At 67.8% G+C, this 20529-nt stretch carries 22 protein-coding genes and 2 pseudogenes; 11 read left to right on the top strand and 13 right to left on the bottom strand.

The window, feature by feature from the left end; all coding sequences use genetic code 11:
* Positions 1-57 precede the first annotated feature (57 nt).
* Positions 58-582, bottom strand: a complete 525-nt coding sequence (locus tag IEZ15_RS03110) for a DUF6879 family protein (protein WP_189274032.1) — start codon at positions 580-582, stop codon at positions 58-60.
* Between IEZ15_RS03110 and IEZ15_RS03105 the strand changes: the two genes are divergently transcribed.
* On the top strand, positions 581-901 hold the full coding sequence (locus IEZ15_RS03105; protein ID WP_189274030.1) for a hypothetical protein: 321 nt from the start codon (positions 581-583) through the stop codon (positions 899-901). The two genes, IEZ15_RS03110 and IEZ15_RS03105, sit on opposite strands and share 2 nt — an antisense overlap.
* Positions 902-1120: 219 nt before the next feature.
* Entirely contained in the window at positions 1121-1444 is a 324-nt protein-coding gene (locus IEZ15_RS44430) for a DUF7848 domain-containing protein (RefSeq protein ID WP_229845715.1), read from the top strand.
* On the opposite strand, the gene IEZ15_RS03095 is transcribed toward IEZ15_RS44430, so the two are convergent.
* From IEZ15_RS03095 to IEZ15_RS03080, 4 genes are all read right to left on the bottom strand, one after another.
* On the bottom strand, positions 1434-2009 hold the full coding sequence (locus IEZ15_RS03095) for a DUF4240 domain-containing protein (protein WP_189274029.1): 576 nt from the start codon (positions 2007-2009) through the stop codon (positions 1434-1436). The genes IEZ15_RS44430 and IEZ15_RS03095 overlap by 11 nt on opposite strands.
* Positions 2010-2041: 32 nt before the next feature.
* On the bottom strand, positions 2042-3025 hold the full coding sequence (locus IEZ15_RS03090) for a hypothetical protein (RefSeq protein WP_189274027.1): 984 nt from the start codon (positions 3023-3025) through the stop codon (positions 2042-2044).
* Between the two features lie 396 nt (positions 3026-3421).
* Complete coding sequence (locus IEZ15_RS03085; protein WP_189274024.1) at positions 3422-4507, bottom strand: DNA alkylation repair protein; 1086 nt, start codon at positions 4505-4507, stop codon at positions 3422-3424.
* Between the two features lie 26 nt (positions 4508-4533).
* Positions 4534-4827: a hypothetical protein gene (locus tag IEZ15_RS03080; protein WP_189274022.1), complete on the bottom strand. Its 294-nt coding sequence runs from the start codon at positions 4825-4827 to the stop codon at positions 4534-4536.
* 104 nt (positions 4828-4931) lie between these two features.
* Here IEZ15_RS03080 and IEZ15_RS03075 point away from each other — a divergent pair, with 104 nt between their 5' ends.
* On the top strand, positions 4932-5486 hold the full coding sequence (locus IEZ15_RS03075; protein WP_189274020.1) for an ABATE domain-containing protein: 555 nt from the start codon (positions 4932-4934) through the stop codon (positions 5484-5486).
* A 27-nt stretch (positions 5487-5513) separates the two neighbouring features.
* Positions 5514-6428: pseudogene (locus IEZ15_RS03070) on the top strand (IS982 family transposase).
* Between the two features lie 419 nt (positions 6429-6847).
* On the opposite strand, the gene IEZ15_RS03065 reads toward IEZ15_RS03070, so the two are convergent.
* From IEZ15_RS03065 to IEZ15_RS03055, 3 genes are all read right to left on the bottom strand, one after another.
* Positions 6848-7630, bottom strand: coding sequence for an LPXTG cell wall anchor domain-containing protein (locus IEZ15_RS03065; RefSeq protein ID WP_189274018.1), 783 nt, complete (start codon positions 7628-7630; stop codon positions 6848-6850).
* 379 nt (positions 7631-8009) lie between these two features.
* Positions 8010-8912 carry a serine hydrolase gene (locus IEZ15_RS03060; RefSeq protein ID WP_189274016.1) on the bottom strand — a complete coding sequence of 301 codons (903 nt, stop codon included), beginning with the start codon at positions 8910-8912 and terminating at the stop codon, positions 8010-8012.
* A 2-nt stretch (positions 8913-8914) separates the two neighbouring features.
* A complete protein-coding gene (locus tag IEZ15_RS03055; protein WP_308427384.1) occupies positions 8915-9826 on the bottom strand; it encodes a LysR family transcriptional regulator in 912 nt (303 codons plus the stop codon).
* A 245-nt stretch (positions 9827-10071) separates the two neighbouring features.
* Here IEZ15_RS03055 and bla point away from each other — a divergent pair, with 245 nt between their 5' ends.
* Entirely contained in the window at positions 10072-11001 is a 930-nt protein-coding gene (bla, locus tag IEZ15_RS03050) for a class A beta-lactamase (protein WP_189274010.1), read from the top strand.
* Positions 11002-11006: 5 nt separating this feature from the next.
* Here bla and IEZ15_RS46345 read toward each other — a convergent pair.
* Together IEZ15_RS46345 and IEZ15_RS03040 are read right to left on the bottom strand one after the other, a co-directional pair.
* Positions 11007-11126: pseudogene (locus IEZ15_RS46345) on the bottom strand (IS630 family transposase); the annotation flags it as partial.
* 81 nt (positions 11127-11207) lie between these two features.
* The gene (locus tag IEZ15_RS03040) at positions 11208-11561 is read right to left on the bottom strand and encodes an antibiotic biosynthesis monooxygenase family protein (RefSeq protein ID WP_189274008.1); all 354 of its coding nucleotides are present in this window, start codon (positions 11559-11561) and stop codon (positions 11208-11210) included.
* A gap of 806 nt (positions 11562-12367) precedes the next feature.
* On the opposite strand from IEZ15_RS03040, the gene IEZ15_RS03035 reads away from it, so the two are divergent.
* From IEZ15_RS03035 to IEZ15_RS03010, 6 genes are all read left to right on the top strand, one after another.
* Complete coding sequence (locus IEZ15_RS03035) at positions 12368-12679, top strand: ArsR/SmtB family transcription factor (protein WP_189274006.1); 312 nt, start codon at positions 12368-12370, stop codon at positions 12677-12679.
* A gap of 87 nt (positions 12680-12766) precedes the next feature.
* On the top strand, positions 12767-13975 hold the full coding sequence (locus IEZ15_RS03030; protein ID WP_189274004.1) for an MFS transporter: 1209 nt from the start codon (positions 12767-12769) through the stop codon (positions 13973-13975).
* A 68-nt stretch (positions 13976-14043) separates the two neighbouring features.
* Entirely contained in the window at positions 14044-14958 is a 915-nt protein-coding gene (locus tag IEZ15_RS03025; protein WP_189274002.1) for a hypothetical protein, read from the top strand.
* Between the two features lie 244 nt (positions 14959-15202).
* Positions 15203-15769 carry a DinB family protein gene (locus IEZ15_RS03020; protein WP_189274000.1) on the top strand — a complete coding sequence of 189 codons (567 nt, stop codon included), beginning with the start codon at positions 15203-15205 and terminating at the stop codon, positions 15767-15769.
* Between the two features lie 258 nt (positions 15770-16027).
* Entirely contained in the window at positions 16028-16867 is an 840-nt protein-coding gene (locus IEZ15_RS03015; protein WP_189273998.1) for a hypothetical protein, read from the top strand.
* A 133-nt stretch (positions 16868-17000) separates the two neighbouring features.
* Positions 17001-17477: a GNAT family N-acetyltransferase gene (locus IEZ15_RS03010; protein WP_189273996.1), complete on the top strand. Its 477-nt coding sequence runs from the start codon at positions 17001-17003 to the stop codon at positions 17475-17477.
* Between the two features lie 36 nt (positions 17478-17513).
* Here IEZ15_RS03010 and cpt read toward each other — a convergent pair whose 3' ends face one another.
* The 3 genes from cpt to IEZ15_RS46975 form a co-directional block, all read right to left on the bottom strand.
* Positions 17514-18035, bottom strand: coding sequence for a chloramphenicol phosphotransferase CPT (gene cpt / locus IEZ15_RS03005; protein ID WP_114249038.1), 522 nt, complete (start codon positions 18033-18035; stop codon positions 17514-17516).
* Positions 18036-18140: 105 nt separating this feature from the next.
* Positions 18141-19892, bottom strand: a complete 1752-nt coding sequence (locus IEZ15_RS03000; protein ID WP_189274657.1) for an acyl-CoA dehydrogenase family protein — start codon at positions 19890-19892, stop codon at positions 18141-18143.
* 492 nt (positions 19893-20384) lie between these two features.
* A partial coding sequence (locus IEZ15_RS46975; protein WP_373302501.1) for a tectonin domain-containing protein occupies positions 20385-20529 on the bottom strand: 145 nt, incomplete at its 5' end.

The following is a 20529-nucleotide window of genomic DNA, read 5'->3' as shown; positions in this document are numbered from 1 at the left end:
CGCAGCCGGGCACCCAACGCCTCACGTGTCTCTCGTGCTTGGTCGCTCACAGGTCTGTCAGGGCTTGTACTCGATGGTGGGAGTGGCGATGGGCCAGAGCAGGTCCCGAACGCGGATGCACTCAGCGACGATGGCGGGCGTCTCGATGACCTCGGAGCCCAGGACACGTCCTGCGTCGTCGAAGTGCCCCACGGCCAAGAGCTTGTCGTCGAAGAGCCACCAGTCGTTGCCGTCCACGGGGAAGCGCAGGCCCTCGGGAAGCTTGTGCCGCGGCAACCACCGGATCGACTCGCCGGCCTCTTCGTTGACGTCAGTGGTGGCGTACTCCCACTGGATGTAGGGGCTGTGCGGCTCGGTGACAACCCGCACTCGGCGGACGGTCTTTCCTGAGTCCGTGACTCGTTTCATGAGCTTTGTCCAGGATTCCATGAACGAGTCGTCGGCTCGTGTCCCGTTGAGCCAGTCCTCAAAAGGTCCCGCCTCGTCCGGAACTGAGTAGTCGTCCCTCAACTCCAGGTGGAAGGCGTCGTGCGTGAAGCTCTCAAAGAGCTGGTTGCGCTCGGCGCTGGAGATCAGCTCCATGTGGTTCCTCCAGAAGGGCTGTGATCGCGGCCTTGGGGACCTCGACCGCGGTCTCGTGGTCCGGAATCGTCATCTGGGCCAGGGCCCCGGGATCGGTGACTTCTTAGCCCTGGACAACGTACGTACCGCCCGGGGCGTCATCGCAGAGGGCGAGTTCCGTCGCGTCATCCGTCCCGGACAACTGGGAGGGGCCGAGCTGGGTCGACAGCTCCTGGACACTCGCGACGCCCTGGTCCAGTACTTGGCAGGGCTCGACATATCTCAGGTAGCCATGGCTGTCCGGCAGGCCGCCATGACCGAACTGGAGTACACCACCTGATCGGAGGCTTCCGGACCTCCGGCCTGAGTGAATGTACAAATCCGAGCGCCCCGCCTCAGCCGTCACGGATGAGGCGGGGCCGCCGTGCTTACGACAGCAACGCGGCGGGGTGACTACCTCGGCCACCGTCTCGTCGATGGCTTTCTCAACGACGTCTTCCGCCTGATGCGGCTTGGTGACGTCGGCTGTCGCGGTGCGGCGGCATCACGAGGAGCGCCCATGACGACCCCTCGCGTGCGAGCCGCTTTCCGCTACGTGCTGCATCGCATCACCGTGCACCCCGACGCGGACGTCACGTTCGAGGCCGAGTGTCTCTGGTGCGACTGGGCCGCGGAACCTTCAGCAGATTCCGCGCGAGTGGACGTGGCGTGCTTGAGCTACACCGGGCGCAGCGGGCACAAGGCCGTCGCCCTGGTCGCCGCGATCCGACACGTCGGCGAGCTGTGGCCGAAGTGGCGCCGCCAGTTCTGCACCGGGGCTGAGGAACGCCAGAGCAAACCGACTGCCCCGGCACCCACGCGCCCCCGAGCGCTCAGCCGGTGAGCGGGAACATCCTGCTGAGACGCGGCAGCCGACGAGACGCTTCGTCCACGTTCCGCACATCCCACGCCTCGCCGCTCGGTTCGGGATTGCACGGGTTGTCCAGGCCCTCGGCCTCCAGTGCCTTCTCAAGTCCTTCCTCTTCGCCCGTCAGCATGTCGAAGGCCTCGGCCGCGACGTAGTCCAGCGACTCCCACTCGGGCCACTCGTCGTCCGACCAGTCCTGCAGGGGGCGTCCGGCCAGCGCGCGCAGCTTCGGGGTCTCCGCCAACGAATCCGGATCAGCCACAGCCCTCTCGTACGTCTCTCGGCCGAGGCCGACCACCCAGAACTGGAAGTACCAGAAACTGTCGTCGGAGCACGATCCTCCGTGGATCTGCTCGGCGGCGACCCACATCTCCCACGTGTCGATCCGCCGTCGCACCCGGTGCAGGCACGACTGGAACTGCACGATCTCTGCCAGTGGTCGACGCATGAGTTGCTCACGCAGCGCCTCCAGCCGCTGGTCCGGGTCACCGGTCTGCTGCTGAGAGCCCTCCATCAGGGCCCAGAAGGAGTCCTCATCCATGGACCGCACTATGGCAGTCAGGTCGGACAGTCCTACTGCCGCGCGGGCAGCGCCGCCGACGTCCCGTTGATTCTCGCGATCCGCTCCCGCCACGGGACACGGTCGGGCTCCGGTGCGGGGGCGTTGTGGAACGTTGTGTGTGCTGTCGACCGGCGGCACGGGGCGCATTCCGTCTCGTCGGCCAGTGGGCGGAAGACGTGTTTCTCGCCCGGGCCCTCGCACTCCAGCAGCTCACGGACGGGCGCGGGCTCGTACGGCGGGAGTGGGGCCTGGGGCTCGGGAAGTTTCTGGATGAGGCGGTAGCGGAGGAAGCCGACTGCTGAGCGCACGCCGTCCTGTGGGCGTTCGGCGAGTAAGGCCTGGCGCAGGTCGGACTCGCTCAGGCCGCGCTCCAGCCACTTGACCGCCTCAACGGCCAGTGCGCGGGCCTCGCGTAGGCCCAGGTGCAGTTCGCGGCGGGAGTGGCGCAGGGAGAGCAGGACCCGTTCTGCCCGGGCCAGTTGGAGGGAGTCGGCCGACCTCGCCGTCGGTTCGGGATCCGGGTCCGCCGTTGGCTCGGCTTCGGAGGGTGGGTGGGGAGTGGTCTTATCACTGTGGTCTTCTACCGGTTCATAGCCACCGGCCGGCCGGGCAGTCGGTTCGCCGACGGTCGGGAACTGCTCACTCGGTGGCGGGGCGGCTGCGGATGAGGTCCCTCGCAGGTGTCCCGCCTGCTCACTCGTCAGAGGGTTGTTCGCGACCAGCTGCTCAGTGATCCAGCGGCCGCCGCCGCCCTGGCTCCGCCACTCGTGTACGTACCCGTGCTCGACCAGCAGTTGCTTCGCCTTCTGGTACGCGCGGCCCTTGATGCCCAGCTTCTGGGCGAGTTCGCTCAGGGGCCTGTCCATGGCGTTCTCGGGAAGACCCTGGACGTACACGAGCAGGACCTTCGCGTCACTGTTCAGACGCGGATGGCGGACGACATCGTGCGATGCCTTCGTATAGCGCGCGGACGGCGCGATAGCATGACGCAGCATTTCCGGTGGTCTCGATCCACTGGTGATGAAGGCCCTCGGTTGGTGTTACAGCACCGCCGGGGGCCGCTCCATGCGCACGATGGCGCACAGAGCGTGATGGCCTGGTCACCGTACCGCATTGTTTTCATCTCCCGCCATGCGAATGGGACTTCACACCACTCCCCGGAGAAGGCGCTGCAGCGGGGGTTCACAACTGCTGGTCCAGTAACTTGTTTTGGCGAACATGGACACGATTGAGTGAACGGTGTTCCTGGTCTGTGGGTGCGCCTGACTAGATGATTGATTCCAAGAGATAGCCGCGCGGATGCAGGTTCCCGTTTCTGGCGGCGGAAGCCCCATGGGGGTGGCGGCGCGATGGCGGATACGTCACCGAAGCGGGATGCGAGGCGGTTGCCCTCAGCAGAGCAGCGTGAACGAGGCTTCCCCGTGGGATCGGCCGTTTACCTGGAGCTGCACCAGATGGACACCCGGGTGGTAGCGCCGTGTGCTGATCGGCTTGAAGGAGTGTCTGCGTGTCGCGCGCCACGTCTCGCCGGGAGCCAGGGACCGCGTGGCGAGTTTGAAGACCTTGGGAGTGCGGCTGCCGTTGGCTTTCACGTGGTGGACGACGTAGTCGATGACGAGGTGAGCGGTCTGATGGTGGGCGTTGGTCACCGAGTAGTCGAACAGCAGATAGTCGCCGACCCGGATCTCTGAGGCGTGGACGTGCGGGCCCTCGACAGCGACGGGACTGTCCGGGGAGTGGCCGAGCAGCGTAAGGGCTCCGGTGTGGCCGGACTTGATCAGGGTCCGCAGGCCGTGCCGTACCAACCGGGTCGTCGTCGGTGCCGGCTCGCTCAGCCAGCGCGCCGCGACACCAGTGGCGATGTCGGGGTGGTCACGGCTGATGTCGTTGAGGTGGTTGGCCACTGATCTGCGGACGTATTCGGAGTCATCCCGGTACAGCGCGTCGAGCAGGGGCAGTGTGGGTGTCGGATCCGCGATCAGCTCCGGAAGCTGGGGCGCCCAGGGCAGTCTTGGCCGCGTGCCCTCACTGGCCAGTCGGCGGACGTGGAGGTCGGGATGCGCGGTCCACGGCGTCATGACCCGGAGCGCGCGTTCCAGGTCGGCACGGAGGAAGGGCCGGACGGCGATCTCCGCGGTCAGGCGCGGGGTGAGTTCTGCAAGCAGGGCGAGCGCCGGTTCGAAGGCGTCCCGGCCCCGTACGGCGACGGCCTCGGTGACAGGGAAGACCATCCATCCGGTGAAATCGCTGTCCCGCAGTGCGGCGCGCAACACGTTCGCGAAGGCCGGGTAGTCCGCCGGAAGATCAGCCAGGACGGCATTTCTGATCAGGGCGACACGCTCGGTGAAGCTCAGCCCGTCCAGGGCGGCGCTGCACCCCCGGGTCTCATGCGCCGTGATCCCGTCACCGGCTCGCGTGAGGCATCGGGCGAGCTTGGCGACGGTGTCCGCGCTGAGTAGTTCGTCTGCCGAGGGCACAGCGTCATTCTCCTTGATCTCGGGCTCTATGCGGTGTGCAGCACCTGAGCGTGCCGCATCTCGTGCACGGTGCCGATTCGGCTGAAGAAGCCCTGTGCCCGGGGGTCGGTCGGCATTTCCTTGGCCGCGCGCTCGGCGACGGCGGCGGACGACCAGATGATGAAGTCCAGGACGGTGCCGTCGTCGAACTGGGCGAGGTGGGCGCCCTGAAAGCCGTCGCCGTAATGCTCCTTGAGTAGTTCGACGAGCTGCTCCCGGTGGGCGGTGAGAGCGGCGGGGTCGTCGGTGTCGAACCTGACGTACTCGATGGTCGTACTCATGGCATCACCCTTCGTCGATCACGTGACTCACGGAGTTGGTGGATCAAATCCGTGAGTTGAAGTTATCACGGGTTCGCTGACCTGAATCCAGTAGATTGAGGGGCATGACCATCCGGGACCTGCAGGAAATGCCGTGGATCGGCGAGGACCCGGTCCTCGACCTGGCCAACACCGTCGTCGTCGGCGCAGGCCCGGGGCGAGGCGACATCGACTTCTTCGCCGATCGGGAACTCACCAGGCGATGGCGCGCCCGCGCCGCCGACCGCAGATTGGCCGCCCTCTCCTTGGAGGAGCTGGAGCGGCTGCGTGGGTTGGTCCGCGACGCGCTGGACGCGACAGCCGGACAGCGGCCGCTCACCGACAGCCTGCGGACCCGCCTGAACGAACTCGCCTCGTCCGCCCCCGTCGTCTTCCGGATGACCGGCGACGGTCTGCTCGCACAGCAGGAACAGGGTGGCGGCGCCGACGCCGTCGTCGCCCGCGAGACGCTCGTCCTGGCCGCGGGTCCGGACCGTCAGCGGGTGCGGCGCTGCCCCGCCCCCAGTTGCGGCATGTTCTTCCTGGCCAGGCGCCGTGACCAGGCATGGTGTTCCCTCGGCTGCGGCAACCGGGCGCGGTCCACCCGGCGCCAGCCACGAGAAGCGGGAACCCGCAGCTGATGAGACAAGGGAACCCAAAGTCAAGTTATGGCACCAGACTTGGGCTCCCTCGCAACCGCACTCCATGCGGAGGCCGACGACCTGCTGAAAGGTTCGCCGCAGCTTGCTCCGTGGCGGCCGGCGGTGGGTATCGCCCCGAAGCTCACCGACGCCGAGCTGGTCACGCTCGCGATGATGCAGGCCATGCCCGGCTTCACCTCCGAGGCCCGGTGACTCCGCCATGCCCGCTCCCACCTGCGGCATCTCTTCCCGTACCGGCCGAAGCAGCCCGGCTACAACAAGCGCCTGCGCAAGGCGGCCGAGCTACTCCGCCGGGTCACCCGGCTCCTGGCCACCGAGACCACCGTGTGGAGCGACGACGTGTGGATCGTGGACTCCACGCCGGTGGAGTGTGGCCGCTCACGCGAGACTGTCAAACGCTCCGACCTGGCCGGATGGACCGAGTACGGGTACTGCGCCAGCCACAGCCGCTTCTTCTGGGGTCTTCGGCTGCACCTGGTGTGCACCCTCCAGGGCCTGCCCGTCATCTTCGCCCTGCCCGGAGCCAAGGCCGACGAGCGCGAGACCCTGCTGGCCCTGCTCGCCGCCGAACCGGCCCTCCTCGCCAGCCGACCCGGCCAGACGCTGATCTGCGACAAGAACTACTTCGGCCGTGACTTCGAATATCAACTGGCTGAGCAGGACATCCGACTACTGCGGCCGGCCCGCAAGGGCGAGCCGGAACGGCCCGGCGCACCCCTGTTCAAGCCGTTGCGGCAGGTCATCGAGTCAGTCAACGAGACCTTCAAGGGACAGCTCGATCTCGAACAACATCGAGGACGCACGCCCGGCGGGGTCATCGCCCGCGTCATGCAGCGCATCCTCGCGCTGACCGCAGCGATCTGGCACAACGACTACATGGGACAGCCCGTCCTGCGCTCACTGACCGCCTATGACCACTGACCACTGACCACTTGGAATCAATCATCTAGGTGTGCGTAACGTGTGTAACGCGATCTGGGACGCCGGGTGTGGTGTCAGCAGTCGGGGCCCCGTATCACCAGAGTGATGGTTCGGGGCCTCCCCGTCGCCTTTGGCCACACCCACATGGCCAGGTCGTAGGGATTCCGCCCACCTGGGACGGACCGCATACGTGATATGCGTCGCCGCCCAGGTCGTGAAAGCGGAGGACCAGTGCGCCCAACACCGTTCGGGGCGTGCCGGTGAGACAGGACTCACTCCTGCTCACTGCCCCGGCACGGTCACGGAGTATCACCGAGTGCCTCGGGGCTCCCGGCAGTTGGTCTGCGCGCGTCCGGCTGAGACCGCGCATGACTGTGCCCCCGTGCTCGTACTGCGAAGCACGGGGGCACCGGTGTGCGTCAGTGCTGCTGCTGCGCCTTGCGACGGCGGAACACCAGGTAGCCACCGGCCGCAACGAGCGCGGCAGCCGCTGCGGACAGCAGGCCGACGGGCGCGCCGTTACCGGTCTCGGCGAGGTCCCCGCCGCTCTGTGCGGAGGGTGACGACGAGGGGGACGAGGGGGAGGAGGTCGAGGACGTCGGCTTGGTGCCCTCGGGGGCGGACGACGTGGGCTCCGCGGTCGGCCGCGCCGGGCCGGACGAAGTGCCGGGCGCCGACGGGGTGGCAGGCGTCGACGGGGTGGCAGGCGTCGACGGGGTGGCAGGCGTCGACGGCTTACCGGGCTTGCCGGGCTCATCGGGCTTGCCGGGCTTGCCACCACCCGGCTGCCCCTTGCCGTCGCAGTCGACCCAGAAGACCTTGTGCTTGGCCCGGCCGTGCTCGCCGTCGAAGTTCCAGAACAGCTTGTAGTGGCCGTCGGGCAGGGACTGGTCCTGCGAACGGCGATGCCCCTTGTCGTCGAGCGTCAGCGAACCGGATTTCACGGTTTCGCCCTTGACCTCGGCGGTCGGGGGCCAGGCTTCGATGCGCCAGTCGACCTTCTGGTCGGCGTCGAAACCGAAGGCATCGAGATAGAAGGTGCACACGTGAGGCTCGTTCTTACGGAGCTCTTCACCGGTCGCGGCGTCGTGGATCTTCACGGTGCCGTTGTCGCCGGGGGCGGTGGCGTATGCCGTGGGTGCGAGCAGCAGGGCCGCGGTGACGGCGGCCGTGAGCGTGCCTGCGGAAACGAGTGGGCGCATGGGCAATCCAACGGTGAAGGAGAAAGGGGGCTACCGTGGGGGGTTTGCGTGGGGGGTCCGCTCAGCCTCCTGCGACCGCGTGCGCCCGTCAATGCACCTCTGACCACTTGTGTCACACAGCGCACCGCTTGCCCAGTTAGTCCCGCATAACGATTGAGAACGTAGGCTCCGAGCGTGTTCCCATGACCGTGGCGCGGGCAGCCCCACGCGAACAGGGCTTCTCACCATCAGACGAGCCAGTCGACCGAGCCGGTCCACCTGAACGTCCCGGTCGAGTTCCCCGACGGCTGGGAGGCCAACCGGGCGGTGATGGCGTACCTGACGGATCATCGGGCGAAGACCCATTGAGCCGTCAGGAGTGGTGGGAGCGTCCATCCGTTCATGCCATCCGCAACTGGTCGCGGAGCGTCCGGGCGACCTGCGCCATCAGTGCTTCCGTCTCGGGCTGCAGCACGGCCGGTACGCGGGATTCGGTGAGGGCGGCGACGGCGAACGCCTGCCCGTCGGCGTGCTCGACGACCCCGACCTCGTGTCGGAGGTTGAGCAACGTACCGGTCTTCGACGACCACCGGGACGCGTCGGAGCTGAAGTCGGGAGCCAGTCGCTGCCGGATCACGTTGTTCGTCATCAGCTCGCGGACCCGCGCCGCGGTGGCGGGCTGGATCGTCGTCGGCCGCCACAATCCGTCCAGCAGGTCGACGAAGGTCCGGGCCGACCCGACGTTCGCGCGGCTGATGTCGAGCTGGGCCACGGGATGCCCCTGTCCCGCTGTCGCCGCGCCGATGGCGAGGGCGTGGGCAAGGTGCACCTCGGTCGGCGCGAACCGTTCGGCCGGCGTCTGGGTGAGGTCCCCCATGAGGTGGCGTACCACGATGCCGTCGTAGCCGAGCCGCCGCAGCTCCGCGGTGACCGCGGCGGGCGGGGTGAGGGCGAACAGCGCGTCGGCCGCGGTGCCGTCGCTGATCGCCGTGCTGAGATACAGCAGGTCCTCGAGCGCGACCGTGGCCGGGTGCCGGAACTTGGTCAGGCCGGTCGGTCCCGGCACGGTGACGCGGCCGGGCTGCACCACGATCGTTGCGGCCAGGTCGAGTTCGCCGCGTCCGACACGTTCCAGTGTGGCGATCGCGAGCGGCACCTTGACCAGGGAAGCGATCGGATACTCCACCTCGGCGTCGATCGCGAGTTCATCGCCGGTGTCGAGGTCACGCACCAGGAACGAGCCGCGCAGGCCGCCGTCGTGCAGGGCCTCCCGCGCATCGCGCAGGACCTTGGTCGTCCCCACCACTACGCCTCACCGTCGCCCGGCACGTCGCCGCTCCGGCTACCGTGGTCCGACATGCCGAGGCAGCGTCCGATCGTGGCGAGCGGGAGGGTCCGGATGCGCTGGGCATCCTCGCGCAGTCCGGCCTCGACGTCGTAACCGCGTACCAGCTCCAACTCGCCGATCGGCCGCCAGTACAGCCCCAGTTCGTCGGCCTGGACGGCGGAGCAGAGCAACAGGTCGGCCGAGCCGAGCACCTCGGCCGCGGCGTCGACGAGTGAGGCCGAGACCACGACCTGGGCGGGTTGGAGGCCGACCCCGTCCCGTAAGCGGATCACCCGGTCGCGTACGTGCGGCACGTCATCCTCCGGCTGGATCCAGACGCGTCGTCGGCGTGCGTTACGTCCGGCCCGGCCCGCGCGCAGGTTTTCCACGTATATCGCCTGCCCCGCCGGCTCGGCGCTGCCGGCCAGCCCCAACGGTATCCGCCATGGCGCTCCGTCCGCGGGTACGGACACGATCGCCGCCCGGACCTCCAACGTCCGGACGAGCGCCGCGCGTTCACCCGGCCCGGCTGCGTGCAGGGCGAGATTCAGGTCGTGCCGACGCGCCTCGGCAACGAGCCCGGCGAGCCGGCATGGGGCGGAGACCGCCGGTACGGCCAGCCGGAACCGGCGCCGCTTGGCGCACTCGGCGTCGTGCTCCATCGCCTCGACGAGTTCGACCAGCCGCCGGGCCGAGGACAGCATGTCCCGGCCGAACGGGGTCAGAGTGACGTTTCGCGACGACCGGTCGAACAGCTTGGCGCCGAAGTGCTCCTCCAGGGCGGCGATCCGCCGGCTGACGACCGACTGCGGCATGCCTGCCGCAGCGGCACCGACGGTGAAGCTGCCATGCCCACTCACCGCCACGAACGCCTCGCAGGCCCTGACCATGTCCACGGCCGGAGCTTATAGCTATGCCGGATCAGCATGGGTCTGCGCATTTCTGTCTTGGACAGCATGTACTGCCGGATGCCAGATTGCCTTCTGCCCGACCTGGGTCATCTCTCGAGGTAGATACCGGTTTGCCGGTAATGAGCTTCCGGAGGGGAAATACTGCCAGGCGGTCACCCCATCTGCGGCAAGCGAACTCGAGCCCGCTTGCCGTAGTCGTAACTCGCCCCAGTGGAGGGAAGACCATGACGTCACGACAGCCGGCCATCACGCGCCGCACTCTTCTAGGGGTGGCGGCACTCCTGCCGTTGGCCGGATGCGCGGAGGGCAAGAGGACAGCGACGCGACCGTCAGCGGGCGCGCCCTCGTCCCCCTCCGCCACGGCGCGCACTCGCCACGCTCAACTGGCCGAATTGGAAAGGAAGTTCGAAGCCCGCTTAGGGGTGTATGCCCTCGCCACCGGCACCGGGGCCACCCTCACCCACCGGGCGGACGAACGGTTCGCGTTCTGCTCGACGTTCAAGGGGCTGGCGGCGGCGGCGGTCCTGCACCGCAATCCGCTGTCGCACCTGGATACGGTCATCAGGTACACCGAAGGCGACCTGATGAAGAGCTCGGCCATCACCAGGCGGCATGTGGCCACCGGAATGACGATCCGACAGCTGTGTGATGCCGCGGTCCGCTACAGCGACGGAACGGCCGGAAATCTCCTGCTCCGCGATCTCGGCGGGCCGGCCCGGTTCACGGCGTACGTGCGCAGCCTCGGCGACACGGTCACCAGGATGGACCGGATCGAGCCGACGATCGCGCAAGCCACCCCGGGAGATCCCCGCGACACCACCTCGCCCCGGGCGTTCGGTACCAACTACCGGAAGATCCTGCTGGGGGACGCCCTGCCGACGGACAAGCGCGCCTTCCTCCGCCGCCTGCTGGAACGCAACGCCACCGCTGCCGGCGCGCAACGTATCCGGGCCGGCGTACCGCGGGGATGGAACGTGGCGGACAAGACCGGGACCGGTGACTACGGCACCCTCAACGACATAGCTGTGGTGTGGCCCCCGAATGCCGCGCCACTCGTCATCGCGATCATGTCCAGCAAGGCCACCAAGGACGCCGAGTACGACCAGGCCCTCCTCGCCGAGGCCGCCGCGTACGTGGTGTCTACTCTCACCTAGTGCCGCATCAGGCAATTCTGGGCCCGCCGCCAGGTCACCACCGAGCCGGTGCCCCTGCGGATGATCCGCAGCAGGCGCTTGCCCTCGTCGTCATCGATCTCGCGGACGCGTACTCGTTCTGCCACCCGGACAGCCTGGCGGGACGGCGCTTCACCGGACCAGGAGGTGACTTCGGTTGGTCAGCCTGCTGTCGGGCTCTGCAGGACCTACGCTCGCATGAACCCGCGGCTCCGCTCCACTTTCGCCACATGCAGCGTATAGCTCTGGTACCACTCGGCTTGCCCACGCTTTTGCGCCGCGCGGTGCTCGGCGTTGCACCGCCACTCCGTAAGGGCGTCGGCGTCGCGGAAGTACCCGACGGTGATGCCCAGCCCGCCGGGAGTCTGCGCGTGGTCCATCCCCAGGAACCCAGGGATGCCCTTCACCAGGTCTTCCATGCGTGCGTTGGTCTCGCTGTAGCCGCTCTGATCCTGGGTTCGCACCGTAGTGAAGACAGCCACGTAGTAGGGGGGTTCATAGGCCTCGACGGGCGCGACAGGCACTTCCGAGTGATCGCTCATGGCGCCACCGTAAGGCGGGATGCGCCCAATGATCCAGCGTCTTTCCTGAACGGGATACATGAGGGATCGGGCTCTTGACCAAAGCCGTCTGAGCTCTCCCCCAGCTCCCGGAAACGGCCACGAGCCTACCGGCTCACAGAACGGCGCAAGGGACGGGGAACACCAGGGCGAACGTTGGCTGATGCGGCCAGTCCGACGTCACTCGGATTCGACGTTGGGCGTGGCGCGGGCATGAGGACGGCCACCGCGTTGATCACCGATGGCTTGTGAGGACAACCGGAGATCCTGCGGTGGCCGTGCATCACAGCGCAGACCCCCACCGGTCGGGGGTTCACGCCCGTGCGGCGCTCGACGCGGGCGACCCGGTCGAGGCGATGCGGATCCACATGCGCGACATCGTCCCCACGCCCGCGGGCGCGGTCGATGCGATGTTCGCCGACCAGCGGGTTCGAGCGGCGCTCGGCGTCGGTATTGATCGCTTCGCAGCGCTCGGAATGCCGACGCCCCTCGTCGAGGGAGACCTCAGTCCCGCCCACTTGCGCGAGCGCCTGGCCGACCTGGCGGCAACCCCCTGCCGAACGCTCGGATCGTCACGCTCACCGGCCAGGGACACGTCGCCCGGCAGTGCCGCCTACGCCCCGTTGATCCTCGGCGGTCCTCGACCGGGCCGACCCGACCACTCCGCCACTCCCTGCCGCTCAGAACATCGCCCGAAGGGAGCGGGGGGAAGCCACCCGATTTGACTTGTCCCTACATATCGCGAAAGCTAGATGCGTCCTGGGAGAGGCAGACAGAGAGGCAGACCGATGGATCCCCTGGCTGTACACAAGGCGCTCGCCAACCCCGCGCGCCTGCAGTTCATGCAGTGGCTCAAGGATCCGGCGAAGTACTTCGACGAGGACTCCTACCGACAGCAGGGGCTCGGCTTCCACATCGGTGTGTGCGTCGGCGACATCCGGAAGCGCGCCGGGCTGGCACAGTCGGTGGTGTCCGGCTATCTGCAGACCCTGAAGGACGCGGGACTGCTCACCTCGGAACGCATCGGCAAGTGGACGTACTACCGACGCAACGAAACGGTGATCGCCGAGTTCGCCGCGCACGTCCGCGACGAGCTGTAGCCCACCTGTAGCCCACTCGATTTCCGTGCGCACGCCCTCTCCCACAGCTCAATGTATCTACTTTTCTAGATTTAATGAAAGGTCCCGATGAGAAAGACCTCCCTCACCGTCCTGGTGCTCGCCCTGGGCGTGTTCGGGATCATCACCACCGAGATGGGCATGGTCGGCGTACTCCCCCAGGTCTCGGCCGAGCTCGGTGTCACTCCGTCCGCCGCGGGGTGGCTCGTCGGCGTCTTTGCCCTGGTCATCGCCGTGTCCGGGCCGTTCACCACACTGCTCGCCTCCGGCATCGACCGTAAGAAGGTGCTCGCCGCCGCAATCGCGGTGTTCGCCGTCTCCAACGCCGTCTACGCGCTCACCACGCAGTACGAGGTGATGCTGGCCTTCCGCGTCGTTCCCGCCCTCTTCCACCCCGTGTTCTTCGCGGTCGCGCTCGCGACCGCCGCGCGGCTGGTGCCCGCCGGAGACGCGACCCGGGCCACGGCGACCGTGTTCGGCGGTGTCACCGTCGGCTTCGCCTTCGGCGTGCCGCTGACCTCGTACCTCGCGGAGCATGTGTCCCTGGCGTCGGCGTTCTGGTTCGGTGCGCTCGTCAACCTGATCGCCTTCCTCGGCATCCTGCGGTTCGTACCGTCGATGCCTGTCGGTCAACGGGTGTCCTACGGTGCCCAGTTGAGCGTTCTCAAGCAGTCCCGGATGTGGCTGACCATCACGTCGGTCGTCCTCGTCTTCGCGGCGATGTTCTCGGTCTACGGCTACTTCGCCGAGTACCTCGGCCAGGTCACGCACATGGACGGCACGTGGGTCAGCGCCATGCTGATGGCGTTCGGCGTCATCATGATCCTGGGGAATTTCGTCTTCGGTGGGCTGTTGCGGCGCAACCTGATTCGTACGGTGGTCGCCTACCCCGTGCTGATTCTGCTCGTCTACGTGCTCCTGTACGCCGTCGGCCCGCTGTTCGCGCCGATGGTTGTGGCCGTACTGGTCTGGGGGGCCGTGCACTCGGGCGGGCTCATCGTGAGCCAGAGCTGGCTGGGGAGGGACGCCGTCGACGCGCCCGAGTTCGGCAACAGCCTCTTCATCTCGTTCTCGAACCTCGGCATCACCGTCGGAACCGCGGTCGGGGGCTGGGTCCTGGCCGAGTACGGTGCCCGTCAACTCGCTTGGGCAGGAGCCGGGTTCGCGGTCGCCGCACTGATTGCCATGGCCTTGCGGCTGGGACTGGACCGCACCGGTGCGCGACAGACGCCGCCCACCGGCCAGGAGATGCGGACACTCGGGGACGTTCGGAGCTGAGTCGACCGGAGCCGGTCATCGGGTCTCCCCCGGGCCCCTCATCGGAACGCGCGCCGACGAGCCGTCCTTTGACGCGTCGCCCCGAGGACTGGTTGCCGGGCTCGGTCGCCGCCGACATCACCGTACGCGCGGCGGCCCCCGCCCCGGTCCAGACCCCGCCTCCCCCGTCCTCCGCACCGCCCGCGGCCTACTCGCCCACCACGCCGGTCGCCCCGGCCACCCCACCCCCGGGTTACGGCCCGCCCGCCACGAGCCAACACGCCCAGCACGCTCAGCCCACTCAGGCCGCCCAGCCCCACGGGCCGTACGGCCCGCCCACCCCGGCGCAGCCCCAAGGGCCGTACGGCACTCCCGCCCAGGCCCAGGCGCAGGCACAAGCGCAGGCCCATGCCTACGCCCCGACCCAGGTTCCGACGCACGCGCAGATGTACCCCGGCCGCCCCATGCCCCAGGCACCCCAGCCCGCGAAGCGTAAAGGCAACCGGGGCGCGGTCATCGCCATCGCCGCCGCGCTGATCTTCGGGATCGCCGGTGGCGGCACGGCGTACTTCCTACTCAAGGGCGACGACGGGAAGCAGACGCAGAGCGACAACTCCGCACAAGGCGGCGGCTCTTCACAGGGCAGCGAGGAGAAGAACAGCGGGAGCCCGGAGAGCAGCCCGAAGCCCAGCGTCAAACCCGGGCCGAAGCCCGTCGACTACAAGGGCATCAACCTCACCGCCGGCTACCACCTGACGCTCGGGGACGACAATGTCCGGCCTCAGGAGGGCGAGGACGGTGGGTACGAACTCTCCTACGACACCGGCGGATACCTCGACGCGGAGAGCGAGGACGGGAATCTGATGCTGCTCGATCCGAGGCAGGAGGGATCGCTCGCCGCCTGCCGCGCGGACACCCGATTCACCGAGTGCATCTACGTGAGCAAGCTCTCGAAGGGGCGGCAGATCTCGTCGTCACAGGCACGGGGCACATGGGCCTCGTGACCATCAGGGCTTCTCGCCCGAGGACTCGCCCAGTACGTACATGACGCTGGACCTGACTGTCTGGCGCAACGCTGTGAACTCCGGCTCGGGCAACTGAACCTTTGGAGGGCGGCATGGATCTCCTCGCCTCTGCCGCCCTCCGCCCGACCCGGTTCCAGCCGTACCCATCCGTCTCCGCTCCGCCCGCCTGCGCGGAAGGCATCCTGGTGTGGCTCCCACGAGCCGACCAGGAGGGCCATGACCCATGGGGACGACGAGCGCGAACGACTTACAGGGCGGTGAGCGCGAGGATCTGCTCGCGCTCGTTGCTGATCAGCGCACCAACTTTCTCTACACCGTCGCGGGCATCGGCGATGAGCAGGCCGGCGTCGCCACCACCGTCAGCGAGCTGACGCTCGGCGGGCTGCTCAAGCATCTCGGCGAAGTACAACGGACATGGCTCGCGGTGGTCGACGGTACCGCGCCGGGCAAGGTCGACCGGGCCGATCTCGACCCCGACGGCACCCGGATGACAGAGGGCGAGACCCTGGCCGGCCTGCTCGATGCCTTCCATGCGGCGGCAGCGGAGTTCGATCGCACGGTCCGGCAGGAGCCCGACCTCGACCGCCTCGTGACTCTCCCGCAGTACCCCTGGTCGCCGCCGAAACCGATCACGTGGACCGTCCGGCACGTACTGTTGCATGTTTTCCGGGAGATCGCGCACCACAGTGGGCACGCGGACATCATCCGCGAGGCACTGGACGGCGCCGGCACCACGGCTCGCATGGCTGAGGCCGCCTCGCGCGGCGGCGATGTGGCCGGCCACGGCTGACGGCAGGTGACCGGGGGCGGAAGCGGGTTGGAGAAGGGGGCTGGAGGGGGCCGGCTCCGGTGAGGCATGTGCGGCCAAATGAGTGCCGATCAGACCGTCTCCCGGACGCGCGGCAGGGAGTTTCAGGAGACTGGCAGTCAGCGTTGAAGGTGCCTCGGGACAGTTCGCACCGAAGGTCGATTTCCGGCCACAACACAACGCACCGTACGCTGCAACATATCGGTCACCATCGGTCGGCCGGGAGAGAAGGGCGACAACATGACCTCCGAGACCAACACGCTCGGCACCATCGATGCCACAACTGCCTTGTTGCAGGCGGAACTTCCTCGTCTGGAACAGCACCAGCAAACCCTGGAAAAGGAGCTCGCGACCGTCACCGAGCGCCTGGAATCGGTGCGGACCGCACTGACGGCCCTGCGTTCGCTGTCCACTTCCCCGCTTTCCTCCTCGACCACGGAGGCGCAGGAGGTCAAGGCGGAGGACGTCAAGGCAGAAGCCGTGGACGTCAAGGCGGAGGCGGAGACCGAGAGCGTTGCCGCTCCCAGGATTCCGCAGCAGGCTCAGGATTCCGTTGACTCCGTCGTCCCGGCGGAGGTCCCGCAGGAGCCGGCAGCGGCCGCCCCCGCGCGCCGCACCGCCCGGAAGACTTCTGCGCCCAAGGGCCGCAAGCAGGCTCCTGCCAAGCCGAAGACCGAGCGCGGGCAGGCCAAGAAGGCCGTCGCCACCAAGTCCGCCAAGCCCGCGAAGGCCGCCGCGCCTGCCAAGGCCACCGCGCCCGCCAAGGACGCCAAGCCCGCCAAGGCCACCGCTCCTGCCAAGGACGCCAAGCCCGCCAAGGCCAGGGCGTCGAAGAAGGCAGCCCCTGCCGCCCCTGCCGCACCTGCCGTCGACGACAGCGGCAGCCTCACCGAGATGGCCATGAAGGTGCTGTCCACCTTCGGCGACACACCTGTCCGTGCCCGCGAGGTCACGAAGGCCCTGGGGCGTGAACTCACCCCCAACAGCATCAACACCGTACGCAGCACCCTCGACCGACTCGTCGGCACCTCCCGGGCGCACCGCGCCGGCCGGGGCCTGTACCAGGCGCCCGCCAACTGACGCTTCCCGCAAGGGAGTTTGTTCAGACGCCCCCGTCACGGCCCGATGGCCGTAACGGGGGCGAAGGCGCTCCTGCATCGTGCGTCGGCGGTTGATCCCGGTGGTTTTTCAGCGTGCTCTGTAGGTTGCAGACATGTCTTCATCACTTCGCCTCGAAAAGGTCACGCCCGACAACGTCGAGGCCGCCTGCCTGCTGAAAGTACGCCCCGACCAGGACGGGCTCGTGAAGCCGGTCGCCTGGTCGCTGGCCCAGGCGTATGCCGCACCCGAGGTCGCCTGGCCCCGGCTGATCTTCGACGGTGAGCGGCTCGTGGGCTTCGTCATGGCTTTCTTCGATGCCCGGTTCGATCCGGACGAGCCGGATGACAGGCTCCGCTCCGGGCTCTGGCGCCTGAACATCGCCGCCGATGAACAGGGCCGTGGTTACGGCCGCTTCGCCGTGGAGGCGGTGTGCGAGGAGATACGACGGCGCGGGCAGACGCGTACGACCGTGACCTGGGTTCCCGGGGCACACGGGCCCGAGAAGTTCTATCTGAAGCTCGGTTTCCGGCTGACCGGGGAGATGAGCGGGGATCAGGTCGTCGGTGAGCTGGAGCTCGGCGACGTGTAGTGCTGTGGCCGGAAGCGACCACAGCAACCCACCGCATCACTCGATGCGGTCGGCGATGATCCGCGCGCACTCCATGGACTCGCTCCGCGTCGTGTCCACCTCCAGGTCGTAGATCACGCCCCGGTGGACCACATCCGCCTGCGACGCCGCCATTCCCGTGACCCGGTCGCCGCGCGCGACCTCACGGGCTGCGGCGACCGCGCTCTCGCACCGGACGCCGACCCACAACACCTGCACCCCACCGAGCGCCTTCTGCCATCGCTGCTGCGACGCCGCCCCGCCGAGGAAGACCTCGTCGACGATGACCCTGGCTCCGGCACGGGCCATCGTGGCGACCCCCTCGATCCACGCCGTCTCCAACGCACGGAACTCGGGGCCGACGATCACCTCACCGTCCGGAGCGAACTCGATGCCCGCGTCCGATGCACTCATGGACGCGGGCATCGCCTGGATCAGTGTGTCGACCCCGAAGGCCAGCCAGGGGTCCGGCAGGACCGCCTGCAGGCACCGGGCGATCCCGGACTTCCCGGAGCTGGAGCCGCCGTTGAGCACGATCATCTGGGTCATCACCGCGCCACTCTAGGACCGTGTCCCCTGTGGTGACACGCCCTTTCCCGGCACGGCGCCGCCGAGCGCACGGCGCGGAGATCTCACTTTGAGCTCTCACCCGGGCAGCAGGCTGCCTTCGATGCCGTCGAAGGCATCAGGATGGTTGATGGGATGGTCACGGAGAACGTCCTCCACGACGGCGAATCCGTTCGTGAGGGTCACGGCCTCGGGTGCGAGGTCTACGACGACACTCTCGGCCGCGTCGGGGAGCTGCCTCACCTGAGCGCTGGTCAGGTGCCCCTCCGCAAGCAGGTCTCCACTGTGAGCCGCGATGCGGCGCAGGGTGAACAGGCGGTGCAGCAAACGCAGCTGGCGCCGCGCTTCGGGGTGAGGAGCCTGGTCGGCGGCGTCCAGAAGAGCTTGGGCAGCCTGGCTGTGCGCGTAGGCGTCGACCAGTTCCAGAGCCGGTGTGACGGCGGTGTTCCATCGGTTGAGGGGATTGCCGGCCGGTGCGCTGCGCAGGCGCGTACGTGCACGCTGGTGCCAGATGCGTTCGATGTCCGCCAACAGGTCTTGGAGGAAGACCGGATCGTCGAGGTCGCGAGCCTCGGGCGGCGCATCATGGGGCTCCTTCGGAGTGAAGTGCCCAAGAAGCATTTCGCCGGCGGCCTTGACCCAGATGACGAGGTTGTCACCCTCCGCTGTGATGGTTCCCTCGTTGGCCGCCAGCTGGCCCGCGATCCCATTGGCCAGGAAAAGCCCCTGCGCACCGCAGCGTTCGCGGCACTCGGTCATGACGGCACGGGCCCGCCAGGTGATCCAGCCCTTCGCTATGGCTGCGAACCGCTCACCGTTCTCCCGCTCCGGCTCCGTTGCCTGCGCCCACTGCCGTACCGCGGCGCGGTGCAGGAGAGTCGCGGCGTAGGTGGTGGCGATGGCGTCGATGAGCGGAGCGTGGTGGCTGCGGTGAGCGAACAGCGGAACACTGCCGCCTGCTGTCACGCCGGACGTCTGCCTCACGTGGGCGTGCCGTACGGCCACAGCGAGCGCGTGGCGCGTGACACCGAGGCTGTAGCCGCTCATGCAGAGCTTGCCGGCGGTGACGCGGCCGATGGAGTGCAGGAAACGCTTGCGGGGACTGCCGATCGAACTGGTGAAGACGCCTTCCGGCGTGAGGCGTCCGTGGTCGGACTGCAGAAGCGCTTCGTGTGGCAGACGGACATGGTCGAAGGAGGTGACGCAGTGGTCGACAGGGGCGGTGGCTGTCTGGGGCAGCCTGCGTATCTCGACTCCTGGCATCGGTCGCCCGGTCTCGTCGCTGAGCGGAGTGAGGAACAGGAAGACGCCCTGGTCCTTGCCGTCCGTGATGAGTCGGGCGGCGACGACAGCGGTTTTGGGCCCGCCGGTGGAGCTGGTGTTCGGCATGAACTTGCGGGCGGCCGCACTGGGAGTGTTCAACACGAACTCGCCCGCGGTTCGGTCGTACGTGGCGGTGGTCTCCAGTTGGGAGGCACTGTTGCCGTGCCCGGCCTCCGTGCACAGAAACGTTCCTGCGCGCCGCAGCTCGACGAACTCCCGCAGATCGCGGTTCGGGCCCGACGTGTGTTCGAGGAGGCTGCCGAGGAAGAGGTTGTAGTGGATACTCGCCACTGTTCCCAAACCCGCGTCCACCGGGCCGACCCATTCATGGAGTGCCGTGAGTCGTTCCACATCGGCCACGAAGTCCTCGGGTCTGTCGAGCGCTTCGTTGATCAGGCGTAAACGTTTATAGGACAGTGCGGCACGTTCATCAGGTGACAGCCCTTCCCTGAAGCTGAACGGCTCAGTACTGAACAGCTTGCGCCAGGGCTCGTGAAGCTCATCCATCCGCTCGCCGAAGAGCGCCCTCGTCAGCGCGGCGGCGGTTGAAGAGGCCTGGTCAGAGGGGAGTGCGGTGTTGATCACTTTCCGAACGCTAGCTCATACGTTCAGTCAGCACGGCGTGATGATCAACACGATTGAGATCACTCGAATGTTGGTAACCGCTCGCTTCGAAGCGCGGGTATTCCTGCTCGCCAGGAGTGTGTGAGGCCCCCTTCGACGCTCCTGATCAATACACCTGGAGGGGCCGTCAATGCCGCAGAGTGAGAGCTCCGAGCGGTCGGCTGTGTGCGAGGGCGCACTCGGAGCTGTTGCCGGAGTGGGAACACTGTGACTGCTCGCCCTCCTCGGTCATGCCCTCTACGCCTCGCAGAGCACCTTCAAGTTGCTCCCTCTGCCGAGGTCGGGCAACGCGGCAGCGGCCCGGCCGCGCTGGTGCTCGGCCACGAGAGGCCTCTGCCATCCCGGGCAGGGGCCTCTCGCAGTTGCTGCCTGGGGTCAGCTCGGTTGGTCTCCCGTGTAGCGATAGATCCCGCCACCGGAGTTGACGTGCCAGACGGTGCCATCGGCGGCCACACCGATATCCACCGCCTTACCGGGGATACCGACCCACGGGTTGGAGTCATGCCCGGTATACCGGTAC

The organism is Streptomyces atratus (assembly GCF_014648655.1).
Classification (GTDB): domain Bacteria; phylum Actinomycetota; class Actinomycetes; order Streptomycetales; family Streptomycetaceae; genus Streptomyces; species Streptomyces atratus.
The sequence above is the reverse complement of the archived record's forward strand: the minus strand, read 5'-3'. Positions and strand labels throughout refer to the sequence as shown.

Excerpts from the sequence above, each read along its gene's own strand:
- IEZ15_RS03105 (WP_189274030.1), top strand. The coding sequence starts at position 581 with ATGTGGTTCCTCCAGAAGGGCTGTGATCGCGGCCTTGGGGACCTCGAC.
- IEZ15_RS03110 (WP_189274032.1), bottom strand. The coding sequence starts at position 582 with ATGGAGCTGATCTCCAGCGCCGAGCGCAACCAGCTCTTTGAGAGCTTC.
- IEZ15_RS44430 (WP_229845715.1), top strand. The coding sequence starts at position 1,121 with ATGACGACCCCTCGCGTGCGAGCCGCTTTCCGCTACGTGCTGCATCGC.
- IEZ15_RS03095 (WP_189274029.1), bottom strand. The coding sequence starts at position 2,009 with ATGGATGAGGACTCCTTCTGGGCCCTGATGGAGGGCTCTCAGCAGCAG.
- IEZ15_RS03090 (WP_189274027.1), bottom strand. The coding sequence starts at position 3,025 with ATGCTGCGTCATGCTATCGCGCCGTCCGCGCGCTATACGAAGGCATCG.
- IEZ15_RS03080 (WP_189274022.1), bottom strand. The coding sequence starts at position 4,827 with ATGAGTACGACCATCGAGTACGTCAGGTTCGACACCGACGACCCCGCC.
- IEZ15_RS03075 (WP_189274020.1), top strand. The coding sequence starts at position 4,932 with ATGACCATCCGGGACCTGCAGGAAATGCCGTGGATCGGCGAGGACCCG.
- IEZ15_RS03065 (WP_189274018.1), bottom strand. The coding sequence starts at position 7,630 with ATGCGCCCACTCGTTTCCGCAGGCACGCTCACGGCCGCCGTCACCGCG.
- IEZ15_RS03055 (WP_308427384.1), bottom strand. The coding sequence starts at position 9,826 with ATGGTCAGGGCCTGCGAGGCGTTCGTGGCGGTGAGTGGGCATGGCAGC.
- bla (WP_189274010.1), top strand. The coding sequence starts at position 10,072 with ATGACGTCACGACAGCCGGCCATCACGCGCCGCACTCTTCTAGGGGTG.
- IEZ15_RS03040 (WP_189274008.1), bottom strand. The coding sequence starts at position 11,561 with ATGAGCGATCACTCGGAAGTGCCTGTCGCGCCCGTCGAGGCCTATGAA.
- IEZ15_RS03035 (WP_189274006.1), top strand. The coding sequence starts at position 12,368 with ATGGATCCCCTGGCTGTACACAAGGCGCTCGCCAACCCCGCGCGCCTG.
- IEZ15_RS03030 (WP_189274004.1), top strand. The coding sequence starts at position 12,767 with ATGAGAAAGACCTCCCTCACCGTCCTGGTGCTCGCCCTGGGCGTGTTC.
- IEZ15_RS03020 (WP_189274000.1), top strand. The coding sequence starts at position 15,203 with ATGGGGACGACGAGCGCGAACGACTTACAGGGCGGTGAGCGCGAGGAT.
- IEZ15_RS03015 (WP_189273998.1), top strand. The coding sequence starts at position 16,028 with ATGACCTCCGAGACCAACACGCTCGGCACCATCGATGCCACAACTGCC.
- IEZ15_RS03010 (WP_189273996.1), top strand. The coding sequence starts at position 17,001 with ATGTCTTCATCACTTCGCCTCGAAAAGGTCACGCCCGACAACGTCGAG.
- cpt (WP_114249038.1), bottom strand. The coding sequence starts at position 18,035 with ATGATCGTGCTCAACGGCGGCTCCAGCTCCGGGAAGTCCGGGATCGCC.
- IEZ15_RS03000 (WP_189274657.1), bottom strand. The coding sequence starts at position 19,892 with ATGGATGAGCTTCACGAGCCCTGGCGCAAGCTGTTCAGTACTGAGCCG.